General features: G+C 39.9%; 14 protein-coding genes, 7 tRNA genes, 1 rRNA gene and 1 CRISPR repeat array (1 of these 23 cut by a window edge). Of the genes, 21 read left to right on the top strand and 1 reads right to left on the bottom strand.

Features of this window, described 5'->3' with window-relative positions:
- The 11 genes from H8716_RS15850 to xerD form a co-directional block, all read left to right on the top strand.
- A 23S ribosomal RNA gene (locus H8716_RS15850) occupies positions 1 to 121 on the top strand; the annotation flags it as partial.
- Between the two features lie 108 nt (positions 122 to 229).
- A tRNA-Asn gene (locus tag H8716_RS15845) sits at positions 230 to 301 on the top strand.
- 32 nt (positions 302 to 333) lie between these two features.
- Positions 334 to 405 (top strand) — tRNA-Glu (locus H8716_RS15840).
- 24 nt (positions 406 to 429) lie between these two features.
- A tRNA-Thr gene (locus tag H8716_RS15835) sits at positions 430 to 502 on the top strand.
- 4 nt (positions 503 to 506) lie between these two features.
- Positions 507 to 580 (top strand) — tRNA-Ile (locus tag H8716_RS15830).
- A gap of 26 nt (positions 581 to 606) precedes the next feature.
- Positions 607 to 680 (top strand) — tRNA-Asp (locus tag H8716_RS15825).
- A 20-nt stretch (positions 681 to 700) separates the two neighbouring features.
- A tRNA-Val gene (locus H8716_RS15820) sits at positions 701 to 773 on the top strand.
- 22 nt (positions 774 to 795) lie between these two features.
- Positions 796 to 881, top strand: a tRNA-Leu gene (locus H8716_RS15815).
- Positions 882 to 1,021: 140 nt separating this feature from the next.
- Positions 1,022 to 2,443: a phage tail tip lysozyme gene (locus tag H8716_RS15810; protein ID WP_249309961.1), complete on the top strand. Its 1,422-nt coding sequence runs from the start codon at positions 1,022 to 1,024 to the stop codon at positions 2,441 to 2,443.
- Between the two features lie 100 nt (positions 2,444 to 2,543).
- Positions 2,544 to 3,092: a hypothetical protein gene (locus H8716_RS15805; protein WP_249309960.1), complete on the top strand. Its 549-nt coding sequence runs from the start codon at positions 2,544 to 2,546 to the stop codon at positions 3,090 to 3,092.
- A 226-nt stretch (positions 3,093 to 3,318) separates the two neighbouring features.
- Positions 3,319 to 4,230 (top strand): site-specific tyrosine recombinase XerD, encoded by a 912-nt coding sequence (xerD, locus tag H8716_RS15800; protein WP_249309959.1) that lies wholly within the window; start codon positions 3,319 to 3,321, stop codon positions 4,228 to 4,230.
- Positions 4,231 to 4,382: 152 nt separating this feature from the next.
- Here xerD and H8716_RS15795 read toward each other — a convergent pair whose 3' ends face one another.
- Complete coding sequence (locus H8716_RS15795; RefSeq protein ID WP_249309958.1) at positions 4,383 to 5,417, bottom strand: 3-deoxy-7-phosphoheptulonate synthase; 1,035 nt, start codon at positions 5,415 to 5,417, stop codon at positions 4,383 to 4,385.
- A gap of 154 nt (positions 5,418 to 5,571) precedes the next feature.
- Between H8716_RS15795 and H8716_RS15790 the strand changes: the two genes are divergently transcribed.
- The 10 genes from H8716_RS15790 to csn2 all read left to right on the top strand — a co-directional run bounded on the left by H8716_RS15790 (position 5,572) and on the right by csn2 (position 18,404).
- Positions 5,572 to 6,039 (top strand): precorrin-2 dehydrogenase/sirohydrochlorin ferrochelatase family protein, encoded by a 468-nt coding sequence (locus H8716_RS15790; RefSeq protein ID WP_249309957.1) that lies wholly within the window; start codon positions 5,572 to 5,574, stop codon positions 6,037 to 6,039.
- Positions 6,030 to 6,506, top strand: coding sequence for a ribonuclease HI (rnhA, locus tag H8716_RS15785; protein WP_249309956.1), 477 nt, complete (start codon positions 6,030 to 6,032; stop codon positions 6,504 to 6,506). The genes H8716_RS15790 and rnhA overlap by 10 nt, the downstream gene beginning before the upstream one ends.
- A 72-nt stretch (positions 6,507 to 6,578) precedes the next feature.
- Positions 6,579 to 7,817, top strand: coding sequence for a tyrosine--tRNA ligase (gene tyrS / locus H8716_RS15780; protein WP_249309955.1), 1,239 nt, complete (start codon positions 6,579 to 6,581; stop codon positions 7,815 to 7,817).
- A 29-nt stretch (positions 7,818 to 7,846) separates the two neighbouring features.
- On the top strand, positions 7,847 to 10,486 hold the full coding sequence (alaS, locus tag H8716_RS15775) for an alanine--tRNA ligase (RefSeq protein ID WP_249309954.1): 2,640 nt from the start codon (positions 7,847 to 7,849) through the stop codon (positions 10,484 to 10,486).
- Positions 10,487 to 10,638: 152 nt separating this feature from the next.
- Positions 10,639 to 10,815 (top strand): 30S ribosomal protein S21, encoded by a 177-nt coding sequence (rpsU, locus tag H8716_RS15770; RefSeq protein WP_006864570.1) that lies wholly within the window; start codon positions 10,639 to 10,641, stop codon positions 10,813 to 10,815.
- Positions 10,816 to 10,989: 174 nt separating this feature from the next.
- Complete coding sequence (locus H8716_RS15765; protein ID WP_249309953.1) at positions 10,990 to 12,159, top strand: D-alanyl-D-alanine carboxypeptidase family protein; 1,170 nt, start codon at positions 10,990 to 10,992, stop codon at positions 12,157 to 12,159.
- A gap of 378 nt (positions 12,160 to 12,537) precedes the next feature.
- Complete coding sequence (cas9, locus tag H8716_RS15760; RefSeq protein WP_249309952.1) at positions 12,538 to 16,557, top strand: type II CRISPR RNA-guided endonuclease Cas9; 4,020 nt, start codon at positions 12,538 to 12,540, stop codon at positions 16,555 to 16,557.
- Positions 16,554 to 17,426, top strand: coding sequence for a type II CRISPR-associated endonuclease Cas1 (cas1, locus tag H8716_RS15755; RefSeq protein ID WP_249309951.1), 873 nt, complete (start codon positions 16,554 to 16,556; stop codon positions 17,424 to 17,426). The genes cas9 and cas1 overlap by 4 nt, the downstream gene beginning before the upstream one ends.
- Positions 17,380 to 17,736 carry a CRISPR-associated endonuclease Cas2 gene (cas2, locus tag H8716_RS15750; RefSeq protein ID WP_330606661.1) on the top strand — a complete coding sequence of 119 codons (357 nt, stop codon included), beginning with the start codon at positions 17,380 to 17,382 and terminating at the stop codon, positions 17,734 to 17,736. Before cas1 ends, cas2 begins: the two co-directional genes overlap by 47 nt.
- On the top strand, positions 17,733 to 18,404 hold the full coding sequence (gene csn2, locus H8716_RS15745; protein ID WP_249309950.1) for a type II-A CRISPR-associated protein Csn2: 672 nt from the start codon (positions 17,733 to 17,735) through the stop codon (positions 18,402 to 18,404). Before cas2 ends, csn2 begins: the two co-directional genes overlap by 4 nt.
- 59 nt (positions 18,405 to 18,463) lie before the next feature.
- Positions 18,464 to 18,901: a CRISPR direct-repeat array (repeat unit 36 nt; unit sequence GTTTGAGAATGATGTAAAAACGTATGGTACTCAAGC); it runs 711 nt beyond the window's last position.

Below are 18,901 nucleotides of genomic sequence, written 5' to 3'. Positions count from 1 at the left end.
GATGAGATATCTCATGCGAAAGCAATAAGACCCCTTGAAGACGACGAGGTAGATAGGGCAGAGGTGGAAGTGCAGTAATGTATGGAGCTGACTGTCACTAATAGGTCGAAGGCTTGACCAAAAAGCTTAAGAGCGGATTCCGAATGACCGCGAATAAGCGTCAGCAGGTTTGGGAAACACGGATGAAAAGTATTTACCGTATGCGGTTTTGAAGGTACAATCTTCATATTCCTCGATAGCTCAATGGTAGAGCACTCGGCTGTTAACCGAGGGGTTGTTGGTTCGAGCCCAACTCGGGGAGTTTTTTCATAATAAGATATGAAATGTGATTATGGCTCCATGGTCAAGCGGTTAAGACACCGCCCTTTCACGGCGGTAACAGGGGTTCAAATCCCCTTGGAGTCACTATAACAAATAGGATGGTTATATGCCGATGTGGCTCAATTGGCAGAGCAGCTGATTTGTAATCAGCAGGTTATCGGTTCGAGTCCGATCATCGGCTCTTTGGACCTTTAGCTCAGTTGGTTAGAGCAACCGGCTCATAACCGGTCGGTCCTGGGTTCGAGTCCCCGAAGGTCCACTTTTTCTTTTATTTGTTATGAATATGGCCCAGTGGCTCAGTTGGTTAGAGCGTCGCCCTGTCACGGCGAAGGTCGTCGGTTCGAGTCCGATCTGGGTCGTTTATCTTTATGATAAGCTTGGGATCTTAGCTCAGCTGGGAGAGCATCTGCCTTACAAGCAGAGGGTCACAGGTTCGAGCCCTGTAGGTCCCATTTACAATTTTATATTGTATATGCCGGCGTGGCGGAACTGGCAGACGCACAGGACTTAAAATCCTGCGGGACTAATCTCCCGTACCGGTTCGATTCCGGTCGCCGGCAGTAAAAAAGAACTTGATTATTCAAGTTCTTTTTTTTGGATGTTATAGAGGTAAAATTTGACAGATAAACAAAAATGCGTTATTATTAAAAATAGTTTTTTGAATAATGTCGGGAATAGCAATATTAGGAGTAGTAAAAGAATGAAAGACAGAATGAAGATATTGATGTTGACAGGAGTACTTTCGCTGTCAACAATTGGAATTGCACAGTTTGCATTTGCAGAGGATCAGGCAACAGAAGTAACTCAGGAGGCTGAAGAGGACGAGGAAAAGGCAGAAACTGCAGTGGCTTCAGATTCAACAGCAGATCAGTCTGCAGAGGCAACTTCAGTTGAAACTCCGACGGAAACACCAACGGAGGCACCAACAGAAGCGCCGACAGAAGCGCCAACAGAGGCACCGACAGAAGCACCAACGGAGGCACCGACAGAAGCGCCGACAGAAGCACCAACGGAGGCACCGACAGAAGCGCCAACAGAGGCACCGACAGAAGCACCAACGGAGGCAACGACAGAAGCACCAACAGAGACGGAAGCACCAACAGAGACAGAAGCAGCAACAGAGACAGAAGCACCAACAGAGACAGAAGCACCAACAGAATCAGAAACTCAGACAGAGACCGACACACAAGCAGAATCCGAGACTACGAAGAAAGAAAAAGAGACCGAAGAGAAAAAAAATAAAATTGATGAGAAGGCTGCTCAGGAGTATGAAGAAGTAACCGGTGAGTCGATTTATGTATTTGGATCCTATCCTGTGGGAGATATTACAGAGAATACTAACGAGATTTATGATTATCTGAGAAATGGACTTGGACTGAATCATGCAGCAGCATGTGGGGTTCTTGCCAATATCCAGTGTGAATCTAATTTTGCATCTTCTGCAGTTGGAGATGGAGGAACCAGTTACGGTCTGTGTCAGTGGCATTTGGGACGTTTTAGTGCGCTGATTAACTGGTGTAATGCCAATGGATATGAATATCACAGTATTCAGGGACAGCTTGGTTATCTTACAACAGAACTTCAGGGTGGTTATGCATCTGTATATCAGTATTTACTGAGTGTACCGGATACAGCACAGGGAGCATATGATGCCGCTTATTACTGGTGCAAGTATTTTGAGATTCCGTCGAATCTGGAATATAATTCCCAGATGAGGGCAGATCTTGCAATGAATTTATATTATCCAAAGACTTTAGGTACCCAGAAAGAGGAAGTGGAGATAGAAGTTACTACATTAAGTGATGAACAGATGGAGCAGGTCATTGTTGCGGCGCCAAAGAATATCAGTAAGCTTGGAAGATTGAATATTTCTAAAGAGGAGACTGTAAATCAGACACTGATGGAAAATGGCAGCGCTTATACCTCGGCAAATACAACGACAACCCATGATAAAGAAAGTCTGAAGGAAGAAGCGGAAAAAGCAGTACAGAAAGCATTAGAAGAATATCATAGAAAAACAGCCAGGGATACAGAAGCGGAGACTGAAGCCGTGCCGGAAGAAGCAACAGAAATGACGTCTGAAGATCTGGCACTCCTGGAGAACAGTTTTGTCAAAAAATAGGGACAATTGAATGATAATGTATGATCTGTAGAAGAATGGAACAGACAGGCATGAAAATGAAAGATCCACCATATGATGAAAAAAAATATGGTGGATCTTTATGCGTAATTATCGGAAAATAATTGTGTGGGGAATCATGCTGGCAGGTTTTCTGGCGGGGATTTTGTTTGTTAATCTGTCGGGAGATACTTATCTTGAAAAAAACAGTTTCTGGCTACGGAGACTGTCGGAAATTACTCGGAAAAACGAATGGAAAATGAATCGCTATCTGTATTTTCTGATAAAAAGAAGAGGTATGTTGTACATTCTATTGGCAGTTCTTGGTCAGGCACTGGGAGGACAGGTATGGCTGGTGATCTATGGGGCATGGTTCTGTTTTGCAGAAGGAATATTTCTTACTTCCTCATATATACAGTATAGTATTACCGGAATCTGGGCAGCTGTTTTTGCGCAAATGCCATATATGCTGTGTTATGGCATAGTATATATTTCTCTGATGAAAAAGTATGTGGTTCAGACTGGAAAAAGAGAAAAATATGGATATCTGAAAGATTGGATTCTGTATCTTCCGGTTATGGCGACAGGGATCATATCAGAATGTTATATCACTCCATGGCTGATCAGGTTGGCATTGAAATGGTTTTCGTAAATCAAGATCTGGTGGTTGACATAAAATAATATCAAGATATAGAAATGTGTATAAAAAAGTGGAAAAGAAACGATTTTTGTGGATAAAAATACATTGATTTTGCAAAATTCTCTACATATAATGTTTACATAAATAATTAGAAAACGAATCAAGGAATGAATTAGATCCTTGTTTTTTTGCGCTTTTGCCCTCTGGCGTAGTGCGAAAAGTGGAGAATAACAGAAAGATGACAACACAGAAAATGGAACCTGAATTTCAGCAGGATATGAAGCAGTTTATGAATTATATGGAAGAAGAGAAGAATGCCTCGAACAGTACAGTATTATCGTATCAGAGGGATCTTAAGAAGTTATTTCTGTATCTGGATGAGAGAGGAATACACAGTGTGGATGAGATCACATCCACGAATCTGAATTCCTATGTGCTTCAGATGGAGAAGCAGGGATTTTCCACTTCATCGGTATCACGAAGTGTGGCTTCTATGCGAGCTTTTTTTCATTATCTGTTCAAGATGCGAAAGACAGAAGACGATCCAAGTGAGAAGGTACGTTCTCCTCACGTAAATAAGAAGATACCGGAGATACTCACCATGGATGAGGCAATTCTGCTGTTAGAGCAGCCGGATACCTCTACAGATAAAGGAATTCGTGACAAGGCCATGCTGGAGCTTCTTTATGCAACGGGTATGAGAGTATCAGAGCTTCTGGCACTGAAGCCGGAGGATGTGCATTTATCAATGAATTATCTGATATGCAGAGAGCGCAATAAGGAAAGAGTCATTCCTTTTGGGAAAGAAGCAGAACAGGCTTTGAAAGAATATCTGAATAAAAGCCGGGCTAAATTCACACACGGACAGGAAAGTGAGTATCTGTTTACGAACTGTTCAGGTGATTGTATGAGTCGACAGGGGTTTTGGAAGATCATTAAAGCTTATGTGCAGAAGGCAGGGATTCAGAAGGATATTACACCACATACACTCCGCCACTCTTTTGGGGCACATCTGGTACAGAACGGAGCTGACTTAAGAGCTGTGCAGGAGATGATGGGTCATGCGGATATATCTACTACGCAGTTATATATGGATATGAATGTCAGAAGAGTGCGTGAGATCTATGCCAAGGCACATCCGAGACGCTGAAGGCTGAGAGTATGAAAGATATTGTTTGAAGAGTATGAACAGTTTTTAATGAATGTAATAGTGGAGATTTATACACAGGAGAAAAGAAAAATGCAGCAGCCACGTATTGTGGTTCGCTGCATTTTATAACATACGAAAGTGTTCAACCGGAATTAGCAGGACTTGTAGATATCATAGATCAACTGTTCAGAGTCTTCCCATCCCAGACACGGGTCAGTAATAGACTTACCGTATACATGATTGGCACATCCGATTTTCTGATTGCCGGGTTCAATATAACTTTCGATCATGACACCTTTTACCAGAGTCTTCAGACGCGGGTTAATAGAACGGCTGTTCAGAATCTCTTTCACGATACGGATCTGTTCCATATACTGCTTGTTGGAGTTAGAATGATTCGCATCAATAATCGCAGCAGGATTCTGAAGATCGCGCTGATCATACATATTCAGCAGAAGGTTCAGATCTTCATAGTGATAATTCGGAATGGAATTACCGTGTTTGTTGGTAGCACCACGTAAGATAACATGCGCAAGAGGGTTACCTTGTGTATGTACTTCCCATCCACGATAGATGAACTGCTGTGCAGCCTGAGCTGCTACTACGGAGTTCAGCATAACAGAAAAGTCACCACTGGTCGGATTCTTCATTCCGGCAGGAACATCCATACCACTGGTTGTCATACGGTGATGCTGATCCTCCACAGAACGTGCACCGATGGCAACATAGGACAGAATATCTGCAAGATACCAGAAGTTCTCAGGATAAAGCATCTCATCTGCTGCAGTCAGACCGGTCTCTTCGACAGCACGGATATGAAGCTTACGGATGGCAACCAGTCCGGCAAGCATATCTGGTTTCTTTTCCGGGTCAGGCTGGTGAACCATACCTTTGTAGCCTTCTCCGGTTGTACGCGGTTTATTCGTATAGATACGCGGAATAATGATCAGACGGTCACCGACTTTATCCTGTACCTTCGCCAGACGATGAATATAGTCCATAACGGATTCCTCGTTATCTGCGGAACAAGGTCCGATAATTACGATAAATTTGTCAGAGTTCCCGGTAAATACATCCCTGATTTCAGCATCACGCTGCTGCTTTATTTGAGCAACATAATCGGAAACAGGATAAGCTTTCTTGATTTCTGCTGGGATAGGCAGTTTTTTTATAAATTCGAAACTCATAATTTCCTCCAAATAGTTAATATCCGTTTTTTATTATAAACTACCAGATACTAAAATACCAGAAAAAAAATTGTACTTGATGAAAATCATAAGATTTTGTATACTGATAAATTAGAGATATTCTTGAAATGAATAATGAGATGTTGGAGAGGAAATGGCAATGAAAAAACCATATTTTCCGCTGTTTGTGGATCTTTCAGAAAAAAAGGTATATGTGATCGGTGCGGGAACTATTGCAAAGCGAAGAATTCGTTCACTGATAGACTTTACGGATCATCTGACTGTAGTTGCCCCGGAAGTAAATCCTGAACTGAATACACTGGAACAGGAAGGAAGAATTGCGATTCTTCGGAAGAAGTTTGAACTGAAGGATATAGTGGATGCGGATCTGGTCATTGCAGCAACGAATGACCACACGCTGAATAACGACATTTATGAATACTGCATCGGAGAGAATATTCTGGTGAATGTATGTAACGATAAGCAAAAATGTGATTTCTATTTTCCGGGACTGGCAATGACAGACCAGGTGGTAGTAGGGGTGACAGCCAACGGAACCAATCACAAAATGGCAAAAAAGGTAGTAGAAAAGATTAGGGAGATGTTGGGAGAATGTTTGTAAGGATCTATACAGACGGTGCAGCGAGAGGTAATCCAGACGGACCGGGAGGATATGGCACCGTACTGCATTATGTGGACAGTAAGGGCGTGCTTCATGAGCGGGAGTACAGTCAGGGTTATGTGAGAACAACGAATAACCGCATGGAGCTTATGGCAGCTATTGTGGGGCTGGAAGCACTGACCAGACCATGTGACGTAGAGCTCTATTCTGATTCCAAATATCTGACGGATGCATTTAATAAAAAATGGATTGACGGCTGGATCAGGAAGAACTGGAGACGTGGAAAAAATGAGCCGGTAAAGAACCGGGAACTTTGGGAACGTCTGTTAAAAGCCAAGGCACCTCATCAGGTGAAGTTTATATGGGTAAAAGGACATGACGGTCATGAGATGAATGAACGGTGTGATATACTTGCTACAACAGCAGCGGATGGCACAGATCTGATAGAAGACCCGGGAATTTCATAAAAACTTGAAAATAAGGCATTCCTATGTTATATTTAAGGATAGATTTTTTGAAAGAATTTTGAGGAGAAAAAGATGGGAATTTACGAAGAATTAGTTGCCAGAGGATTGATTGCCCAGGTAACAGATGAAGAAAAGATCAGAAAACTGATCAATAATGGTGAAGCAACTTTTTACATTGGCTTCGATCCGACTGCAGACAGCCTTCATGTAGGTCATTTTATGGCTCTTTGCCTGATGAAGCGTTTGCAGATGGCAGGAAATAAACCGATCGCCCTGATCGGAGGCGGTACCGCTATGGTTGGGGACCCTTCAGGACGTAGTGATATGCGTCAGATGATGACAAAAGAGACGATTCAGCATAACTGTGACTGCTTCAAGAAGCAGATGTCCAAATTTATCGATTTTTCAGATGGAAAAGCACTGATGGTGAATAATGCAGACTGGCTGCTGGATCTCAACTATATCGAACTGCTCCGCGATGTGGGAGCTTGCTTCTCTGTGAATAACATGCTTCGTGCAGAATGCTATAAGCAGAGAATGGAAAAAGGATTAAGCTTCCTTGAGTTCAATTACATGATTATGCAGAGTTACGATTTCTATGAATTATACCGTAAGTACGGATGTAACCTGCAGTTTGGTGGAGACGACCAGTGGAGCAATATGCTGGGTGGACGTGAACTGATTCGTCGTAAACTGGGACTTTCTGAGGAAGATGCTAAGGCACAGGCTATGACCATTACACTTCTCCTGAATTCAGAAGGAAAGAAGATGGGTAAGACACAGTCTGGTGCAGTCTGGCTGGATCCGAACAAGACATCTCCTTACGATTTCTATCAGTACTGGAGAAATGTAGGCGATGCTGATGTATTAAAATGCATCCGTATGCTGACCTTCCTTCCACTGGAACAGATTGATGAGATGGATAAATGGGAAGGAAGCCAGTTAAATCAGGCAAAAGAGATTCTGGCTTACGAACTGACCAAGCTGGTACATGGCGAAGAAGAAGCTGCCAAGGCTCAGGAAAGTGCCCGTGCACTGTTTTCTTCAGGTAATGCGGCTGATATGCCGACTTCTGAACTGGAAGACGGAGATTTCAAAGATGGATCGGTAGATCTGATCTCCATGCTGGTGAAGGCAGAACTGGTTGGAACACGTTCCGAAGGTCGTCGTGCGATTGAACAGGGCGGCGTGACACTGGATGGTGAGAAGATCACAGATATTCACTTTACACTGAAAAAAGAAGACATTCCGGAAGATGGACTTGTGCTCAAACGTGGAAAGAAGAAATTTAAAAAGATTATTGCAAAATAGAAGGTGAAGAACCTTTAAGGAGGAACAAAATGAAAAAGTATGGAGTAAATGAACTTCGTAAGATGTATCTGGACTTTTTCGAGAGCAAAGGCCATCTGGTTATGAAAAGCTTTTCCCTCGTACCACAGAATGACAAGAGTCTGCTGCTGATCAATGCAGGTATGGCTCCGCTGAAGCCATATTTTACAGGGGCTGAGATCCCACCAAGAAGACGTGTAGCTACCTGCCAGAAGTGTATCCGTACCGGTGATATTGAGAACGTTGGTAAGACAGCGCGTCACGGTACATTCTTTGAGATGCTGGGTAACTTCTCTTTTGGGGATTACTTCAAGCATGAAGCTATTAACTGGTCCTGGGAATTCCTGACCGAAGTAGTAGGACTGGATCCGGAGCGTCTGTATCCATCTGTTTATGTGGATGATGACGAAGCATTCGATATCTGGAACAAAGAAGTAGGTATTGCACCGGAACGTATTTTCCGTTTTGGTAAGGAAGATAACTTCTGGGAGCATGGCGCAGGTCCTTGCGGACCATGTTCAGAGATTTACTATGATCGTGGAGAAAAATATGGCTGTGGAAAACCGGGCTGTACTGTAGGTTGTGACTGTGACCGTTACATGGAGATCTGGAACAATGTATTTACCCAGTTTGAGAATGACGGTAACGGAAATTATACCACATTAAAGAATAAGAATATTGATACAGGTATGGGACTTGAACGTCTGGCCAGTGTTGTACAGGATGTAGATTCTATTTTTGATGTAGATACTGTATGTGCATTGAGAAATCATGTATGTAAGATGGCAGGAAAGGTATATCAGGAAAATTACAAAGATGATGTATCCATTCGTCTGATCACAGACCATATCCGTTCTGCAACATTTATGATTTCTGATGGTATTATGCCGACCAATGAAGGACGTGGATATGTACTGCGCCGTCTGATCCGTCGTGCAGCACGTCACGGCAAATTGCTTGGTATTGAAGGAAAGTTCCTTGCAGACTTAAGTGCAACAGTCATTGAAGGTTCCAAAGATGGATATCCGGAACTGGAAGAAAAGAAAGAATTCATCTTCAATGTTCTGAACAATGAAGAGAATCAGTTTAATAAGACCATTGATCAGGGACTTCGTATTCTGAATGATCTGGAAGAAGATCTGAAGGCTAAGGGAGAAAAGACACTTGGAGGCGCAGATGCATTCAAGCTGTATGATACTTATGGATTCCCAATGGATCTGACCAAAGAGATTCTGGAAGAAAAAGGATATGAGATTGATGAAGCCGGTTTCCAGGCTGAGATGGATGCACAGAGAAAACGTGCCCGTGAAAGTCGCGAAGTGACCAACTACATGGGAGCAGATGCCACTGTTTACGATCAGATTGATGTATCTGTCACTACAGAGTTTACCGGATACACCACTCTGAAAGACGAATCCGAGATTACGGTACTTGCTTCTGAGACAGAACTGGTAGATTCTCTGGTAGAAGGTCAGAAGGGAACTGTATTTACAGCAAAGACACCATTCTATGCTACCATGGGTGGACAGGAAGGTGACACAGGTGTGATCTATACTGAGAATGGTAAGTTCCAGGTAGAAGATACCATTAAGCTTCGTGGTGGAAAATACGGTCATGTAGGTCATATGGTTTCCGGTATGCTTTCCAAGGGCGATAAAGTGACTCTGGAAGTAGCAGATCAGGAGAGACAGGATACCTGCAAGAACCACAGCGCAACGCATCTGCTTCAGAAAGCACTGAAGACGGTACTGGGAAGCCATGTAGAACAGAAAGGTTCTCTGGTTACGCCAACCAGACTGCGTTTTGACTTTGCACATTTCCAGGCTATGACAGCAGAAGAGATTGCAAAGGTGGAAGAGATTGTCAACAAAGAGATTCAGGCAGCAATTCCGGTTGTGACAAAAGTAATGCCGATCGAAGAAGCAAAGAAGACCGGAGCAATGGCGTTGTTCGGAGAAAAATATGGCGAAGAAGTACGTGTGGTATCCATAGGTGATTTCTCTGTAGAACTCTGTGGTGGTACACATGTGGCAAATACCAGCAGCATTGCCATGTTTAAGATTGTATCTGAAGCAGGCGTGGCAGCAGGTGTACGTCGTATCGAAGCTCTGACTGGCAATAATGTGCTGGCTTATTACAAAGAGATGGAAGAGAAGATGGCAGAAGCTGCCAAAGCTCTTAAGACAACACCGGCAGAGATGCTGGAGAAGATTGTTCACTTACAGAAGGAAGTAAAAGAACTTCAGAGTGAAAATGAATCCCTGAAGAGTAAGATGGCTCAGAATTCTCTGGGGGATGTTATGAGTAAAGTAACCGAAGTCAAAGGTGTCAAAGTACTGGCTACTGCAGTAGACGGTGTAGACATGAATGGACTTCGTGATCTGGGTGACCAGTTAAAAGAAAAACTTGGTGATGGTGTGGTTGTACTGGCATCTGCCAAAGATGGAAAAGTCAGCCTTCTGGCTATGGCTACCGATGGTGCGATGAAGAAAGGTGCTCATGCAGGCAACCTGATCAAAGCGGCAGCAGCAATCGTTGGAGGAGGCGGCGGTGGACGTCCGAACATGGCACAGGCCGGCGGAAAGAATCCGGATGCCATTCCAGAAGCAATTGCCAAGATTCCGGAACTGGTAGAAGGTCAGATCAAATAAAAAAGTGTATAACTTTAAAAGAAAGTGAATTTCCAGAAAGAAACTACTTGACGAAAGTGGATAAAGTAGGTATAATTCTAATAGTGCAATAAAATAACCCAACAGTTGTATTATGCACAATCTACAACTGGAGGGAGGTTAGGTGTGAGACAATGTCAAATGTAATCGTAAAAGAAAACGAGACTTTGGACAGCGCTTTACGCCGTTTCAAGAGAAACTGCGCAAAAGCTGGTATCCAGCAGGAGATTCGTAAAAGAGAACATTACGAAAAACCAAGCGTTAGACGTAAGAAAAAATCCGAAGCTGCTCGTAAACGTAAATTTAACTAATGTGCAGACAGATCCCTGGTCAATAATTGACTGGGGATTTTTTCTGCCTGAAAATATGAAAAGATACTTTACGGATTGTTTCGTACTTTCACAATCCCATTTATCAAAATAGGTAGTATATAACGTTTTCTATGTTCATAAGTTGTACCATCAGGAAAAAAGGGGCGTGGTGCAATGATAAGAAATGGGAAAATGTGTATACTGCTTTTTATTTTGTGGATATCCCTGTTTACCGGAATTTCATGGAAAACAGGAGCAGAGGAGCTGGAACTGGCTTCTCCGGAGGCGGTTTTGATGGAAGCATCTACCGGGAAAGTGTTATTTGAAAAGGCATCTCATGAGAAGCGCAGTCCGGCCAGTGTGACGAAGATCATGACGGTACTTCTGGCTTTTGAGGCATTGGAAAAGGGACAGATTCGCCTGAAAGACGAGGTAGTGACCAGTGCCCATGCCAAATCCATGGGAGGTTCACAGGTATTTCTGGAAGAAGGAGAAAAACAGACGGTGCAGACACTACTGAAGTGCATTCTGGTTTCATCTGGGAATGATGCGTCCGTGGCGTTGGCAGAGTACATAGCCGGCAGTGAGATGGAGTTTGTCAATAGAATGAATGAAAAAGCAAAGGTACTGGGGATGGGGGATACCCATTTCGTGGATTGCTGTGGTCTGACGGATTCGGACGATCACTACACATCAGCAAATGACATTGCACTGATGTCACGGGAGCTGATCACCAGATTCCCGGAAGTCTTTGATTATACCACCATCTGGATGGAGAACATTACCCATGTGACTCAGCGGGGCAGCAGTGAATTCGGACTGTCTAATACCAATAAGCTGCTGCGCAGTTATAACGGATGTAATGGACTGAAAACAGGCAGTACCAGCAAAGCATTGTTCTGCGTGTCAGCGACCGCCCTGCGAAATGATATTCAGTTGATCAGTGTCATCATGGCAGGACCGGATTCCAAAACCAGGTTCAAGGAAGCAGCACAGCTTTTGGACTATGGGTTTGGAAAATGTCGTCTGTATACAGATGAAGAACAGATGAAGTATCCCCCACTGAAAGTTCGAAAAGGTGTCCAGAATCAGGTCACCTGCCATGTCAAAGAAACATTCCGATATCTGGATACCGATGGAAAAGACTTGGCCGGAATTCAGCGCAGTATTCAACTGGCGGATACCGTCACCGCACCGGTACAGGAAGGAGATACGGCAGGGTATCTGATCTATACATTGGATGGAAAAGAAATCGGAAGAAGCGAATTGGTATTCGATGAGAGCGTGGAAAAAGCCGGGTATGGATTCTGTGTGAAAAAGGCGTGGAAAGTGTATAGTATGTGAGAAACAGCTTACAAGTATATGAATGCTTGATTGAAAAGTATAAGAAAGAATAGGTGTTTGAAGGGAATCAGAATGGTATCTGGTTCCTTTTTATTATGGAAATGTAAAAAAATAAGAAATATAAAAAGTTTTATTGGAAGTAGTGCATAAAAAACTTGCAGAACAATGAAAAAATGTTAATATATACTTATAATTATAAGTACAAAGAAAAAAGCCTGCATAGCAGGCTATCCACACACTGTGGGCCACAAAAGTGGCGACTTGAATAAATTCTTATTTGAACTTATGATGTAAGTTAGTATGGTACTAAACTTACCTTTAGTATAAGGAATAAGAACGGAACTGTCAACGGGTATTTGAAAGAAAATGGGGATAAAGATGCAAGATTATTTTATTGGATTAGATATGGGAACCGGATCTGTTGGATGGGCAGTGACAGATCCACAATATCGTGTTTTGCGTAGACATGGAAAAGCATTATGGGGTGTGAGATTGTTTGAAAGTGCAGAGACAGCTGAAGAACGAAGAATGTTTCGAACAGCACGTAGAAGGCTGGATCGAAGAGGGTGGAGAATAAATATATTACAAGAATTGTTTTCAGAGGAAATCAGCAAAGTAGATCCTGGATTCTATCTTAGAATGAAAGAAAGTAAATATTACCCAGAGGACAAAAGGCAGGAAGATGGAACATGTCCTGAGCTTCCGTACACATTATTTGCGGATGCAGATTATACAGACAAAGATTATCACAAAGAATTTCCAACAATATACCATTTGAGAAAATACCTCATGGAGACGACGGAGATTCCAGATATTCGTTTGGTATATTTGGCGATGCACCATATGATGAAGCACCGAGGTCATTTTCTTCTGTCAGGTGATATTGGACAGGTGATTGATTTTGAAACAACATTTTTACAGTTAATCAATAATATAAAAAATGAAGAGTTGGAATTTGATCTTGATATCACAAAAGATAATATATGTTTTATTAAGTCGATATTAACAGACAGAAATGAGACGAGGACAGGGAAAAAGACGAAGCTGGTAAAAGAATTGCATGCTAAAAGCACATGTGAAAAAGGATTTTTGACATTATTGTCTGGAGGAACTGTAAAATTAAGTGACTTATTTGGTAATGAAGACCTGGATAGATGTGAAAGATCAAAAATATCATTTGCCGATAGCGGATATGAAGAGTACAAAGCAGTGGTGGAAACGGATTTGAGTGAATTGTATTATATCATTGAATCAGCAAAAGCGGTTTATGACTGGGCGGTGTTGGAGGATATTTTAAATGGATCACAATATATATCAGAAGCTAAAGTGCAGATATATGAAAAGCATAAAAAAGACTTGAAAATGCTGAAAAGAATGGTAAAAGAGCAATTACCGAAAGAAGATTATAAGAAGATATTTGTTAATTCAGATGCAAAGGTGAAAAATTATTGTGCTTATATAGGACAAACGAAGAAAAATGGAAAGAAGACAAATCTTCAGGGAAAACGCTGCGACAGACAAGAGTTTATAGACTATTTAAAAAAGAATGTACTGGAAAAATTAATAGATGAAAGCAGTAAACAGTATTTAGCTGGAGAGTTAGAAAAAGATTCTTTTCTTCCAAGACAGGTGACAAAAGACAATGGTGTTATTCCGTATCAGGTTCATTTATATGAACTAAGACAGATAATTGCGAATTTGCGTGACAAAATACCATTGATAAATAAAAACGGAGAAATGATAATTCAACTCTTCACATTTCGAATTCCTTATTATGTCGGACCACTGAACAGGCAGAGCGAAGAAGTAAAATCGAGTTTTTCATGGGCAATCAGAAAAAATGATGAAAAAATCTATCCGTGGAATTTTGAAGAGGTAATTGATGTAGAAGCTAGTGCTGAAAAATTCATACGAAGAATGACAAATAAGTGTACTTATCTTGTAGGAGCAGATGTTTTACCGAAAGATTCATTACTATACAGTAAATTCATGGTATTAAATGAATTGAATAATCTTCGTATAAATGGTGAGAAAATATCTGTTGAGTTAAAACAGAGAATATATGAAGATGTTTTTTGTAAAAAAAGGAAAGTAACACAGAAAAAGATAAGAGACTACTTGATAAGGGAAGGCATTGTAGGAAAAGATGCGGAATTAAGTGGAATCGATGGAGACTTTAAGAGCGCTTTGACTGCTTATCACGATTTTAAAGAAAAATTAATGGATGCGGCACTTTCACAGAAAGATAAAGAAGAGATTATATTATCGGTTGTGCTGTTTGGCGAAGATAAAAAAATATTAAAACAACGGTTGAAACAACAATTTCCACAGTTAACGGAAAAACAAGTAAAGATAATATTGAATCTTTCTTATAAAGGCTGGGGAAGGTTATCGAAAGAATTGCTTGAGGAGGTAACTATACCAGCTCCGGGAACAGGAGAAGTGTGGAACATTATAACTGCATTATGGGAAACAAATGACAACCTGCAAATATTATTAAGTAAAAAGTATTCGTTTACGGCAGAAATCAATGTATATAATTCTTTGGGAAAGAGAGAAAATTTGTCTTATCAGATGATAGAAGAATTATATGTATCACCAGCTGTTAAGAGACAGATTTGGCAGACTCTGCTGATTGTAAAAGAAATTGAAAAAATTATGGGTGGGGAACCTAAAAGAGTTTTTGTAGAAATGGCACGGGAAAAGCAGGAAAGCAAACGAACCGAGTCAAGAAAAAAACAATTGCAGGAGCTTTATAAGACTTGCAAAACAGAAGAACGGGACTGGATAGGTGAACTGAATCTGCAAGGTGATCAGAATCTGAGAAGTGACAGACTTTATTTGTATTATACGCAAAAGGGCAGGTGTATGTATTCAGGCGAGCCAATAGATTTAGAAGCGTTATGGGATAATAGTAAATACGATATTGACCATATTTACCCGCAGTCTAAAACTATGGATGACAGTTTGAACAATCGGGTATTGGTAAAGAAGGAACTTAATGCAATAAAATCAGACAATTATCCACTGAATAGAGATATTCAGAAAAAGATGCAGCCATTCTGGAAAATGCTTTTGGAACAATCTTTTATATCTAGGGAGAAATATGAACGATTAATAAGAAAAGATGAATTTTTACCAAATGAGCTTGCTGGATTTATTGAAAGACAGATTGTGGAGACAAGGCAAAGCACAAAAGCAGTTGCCGAAATATTAAAAGATACGTTACCAGAAAGTGATATTGTATATGTGAAAGCGAGAACAGTGTCTCAATTCCGACAAGACTATAAGTTTGTGAAAGTTCGAGAGCTGAACGATTATCATCATGCGAAAGATGCTTATTTGAATATTGTTGTGGGAAATACCTATTTTGTAAAATTTACAAAAGATGCAGCGAGATATGTAAAAGATAATCCTGGCAGAACTTATAATTTGCAAAAAATGTTCACTTCGAAATATGATGTAACCAGAAATGGGGAAACTGCATGGAAAGCAGGGGAAACAGGTTCTATTGTAACTGTGAGGCAGACAATGGAAAAGAATAATATTCTTGTTACAAGAAAATCGTATGAAGTAAAGGGTGGACTGTTTGATCAACAGATTATGAAAAAAGGAAAAGGGCAAGTTCCAATAAAAGGGAGTGATGACAGATTACAGAACATCGATAAATATGGTGGATATAATAAAGCAACAGGTGCCTATTTTATGCTGGTAAAATCAAAGGATAAAAAGGGTAAAGAAATTAAGACTTTAGAATATATACCATTATATTTGAAAAATCAAATTGAAAGTAATGAGAGTACTGCTTTGGAGTATTTACGAAAAGAAAAGGGAATGAATGAACCACAAATTTTAATAAGGAAGATAAAAACGGATACATTATTCAATGTGGATGGATTTCATATGTGGCTTTCAGGACGAACAGAGAATCGATTAATTTTTAAAGGTGCAAATCAATTGTTACTTTCAAAAAATGAAACAATCATATTAAAGAGAATATTAAAGTATGAAAAACGGCAAAAAGACAATAAGAATGCGTTTTTAACAGCAAATGATGAACTTACAGAACAGAGTTTGACAGAACTATATGACACATTTTTGTATAAAATAAAAAATACAGTCTATCATGTACGGTTAAGTGCGCAGGCTAAAACATTAGAAAACGGCAGAGAAACGTTTGTGAAATTAACGAATGAAGAAAAATGTCTGGTATTGTCTGAAATTCTTCATATGTTTCAGTGTCAGAGTGGCGCAGCAAATCTGAAGTTGATTAATGGACCTTCAAGTGCAGGAATTCTGGTTATGAACAACAATATAACAGGATGTAAAAAAATAACCATAATTCATCAGTCAGTAACAGGAGTATTTGAAAATGAGATTGATTTATTAGCGTTATGAGTTGGAGAACGATTGTAATTTCAAAACGAGCCAAGTTAGATCTTCAGCTTGGCTATATGGTAGTGCGAGGAGATGAAGTAACAAAAATAGTATTAAGCGAAATCGGAACGTTATTAATCGAATCCACTGCGGTGTCTCTTACTACCGGCTTGCTGGCGGAATTGGCTAAAAGAAAAGTAAAGGTGATTTTCTGTGATGAAAAAAGAAATCCTTCATCGGAGATTGTGAGTTATTATGGAAGTCATGATACCAGTAATAAAGTGCGAAAACAGATCGCATGGAAGCAGAAAACAAAAGAGGCTGTATGGACGGAAATTGTCAGCGAAAAGATTCGGAAACAAAAAGAACTACTAACATTACGAAGAAAGGATGAAGCAGAATTACTTGGACAATATTTAACAGAAATTACGTGGAATGATGGGACGAACAGAGAAGGACATGCTGCAAAAGTATATTTCAATGCATTATTCGGGATGGATTTTACCAGAACGGAAGACAGTTATATCAATGCCGGATTAAATTATGGATATTCTATACTTTTATCTACATTTGCAAGAGAAATTGTAGCGAATGGGTATATTACACAATTGGGTCTGTTTCATGATAACATGTTTAATAAATTTAATTTGGCCTCTGATATGATGGAACCATTTCGAATATTAGTAGATCAACAGGTTATACAGATGATGCCAACTAAATTAGAAAAAGAAGAAAAAATGCAACTAGTGAATATACTGAACCAGGAAGTACAAATTGATGGGAAAATACAGTATGTAAATAATGCAATCAAAATATATTGTAGGAGTGTGTTTGATGCATTGAATGAAGATGACAGTGCACTGCTTCGATTTTACAGAATTGAGCTATAGATTTATGAGAGTACTTGTTTTTTTTGATTTGCCGGTGATTACGGAAGAAAACCGAAAAGCCTATAGGAAGTTTCGAAAGTTTCTCCTAAAAAGCGGATTTATGATGTTGCAGGAATCAGTATATTGTAAATTGGCGTTAAATGGATCTGCAGTAAATGCAATTATAGAAAAGGTCCATAAGAATAAACCGGAAGAAGGTCTTATACAATTGCTTTCAGTAACAGAAAAGCAATACGCAAAAATGGATATTATTGTTGGAGAAAGCAAAAGTGAGGTACTTGATACAGATGAAAGGCTGGTGATTTTGTGAAACTGGTACATGAAGATCTAAACTGTGCAATCATGTCAAATGAATCATTGTTTACTGAATGGATCATAGAATCACCAGATTATTTTTCAAAATTTTTGGATGAACTCTGGAAACAATGTGAAAATGGAACTGGACATTATGTATTATCAGATGATGAAAAAGAATTGGATATACGAAAAAATATTGAATTGATTTTTCAACCGTTTGCCATAGATTTAAATGATAAGAGGATTCTTGGAAAGCTATATGTCGAATTGGAGCAGTTGGCTCATTCGGAACAATTCTTTGTAAGAACGCAGGAAATAACGCAATATATTTTAGAATATGTCCTAGAGTTAGAACAACGGACAGATTATATTTTGCAAACAGAAAATGATCTAGACTTGACAATGGTTTTGAAATCACTGTCAGTAAAGTATGAAATTATGGAAGAAAGCTATTTGGAAAAATTGGTTCAATATATAAAAATTACATCCCAGCTACTTAAAAAGAAATTGTATGTATTCGTCAATATCAGAAGTTATTTGACTGATGAGAAGATGAATCTGTTAATCAAGGAAATGATGTATCAGGAAATACATATTTTATTTATCGAAAATCAGGAAAGAAGTTGCCTGGAAGGGGGAATTCGTTATATTATAGATGCAGATGGATGTGAAATCCAATAACAAATGTTTGAGTATCATTGTTTTATGCTGAATGAGAGCATATCATTTTTGAATTTGAGGTTTGAGAATGATGTAAAAACGTATGGTACTCAAGCGGTGTGTACCTGTGGTATGATAGAAGCATGTTTGAGAATGATGTAAAAACGTATGGTACTCAAGCACCAACGGATGAGTATTCTTTGGACAGACTGTTTGAGAATGATGTAAAAACGTATGGTACTCAAGCCAATATGGTCAGCTAAGACTGGAAGAACTGTTTGAGAATGATGTAAAAACGTATGGTACTCAAGCTCATTTCCAAAATAAATACCATAAATAACAGTTTGAGAATGATGTAAAAACGTATGGTACTCAAGCCAAATTTAAAAGGAGATTACCTTTTTACATGTTTGAGAATGATGTAAAAACGTATGGTACTCAAGCAGTAATTCAAGTTTATTAAAAGAGTTTCGAGTTTGAGAATGATATAAAAACGTATGGTACTCAAGCCCAAATAA

The sequence above is a fragment of the Jingyaoa shaoxingensis genome, assembly GCF_014385005.1.
Lineage (GTDB): Bacteria > Bacillota > Clostridia > Lachnospirales > Lachnospiraceae > Marvinbryantia > Marvinbryantia shaoxingensis.
The sequence above is the reverse complement of the archived record's forward strand: the minus strand, read 5'-3'. Positions and strand labels throughout refer to the sequence as shown.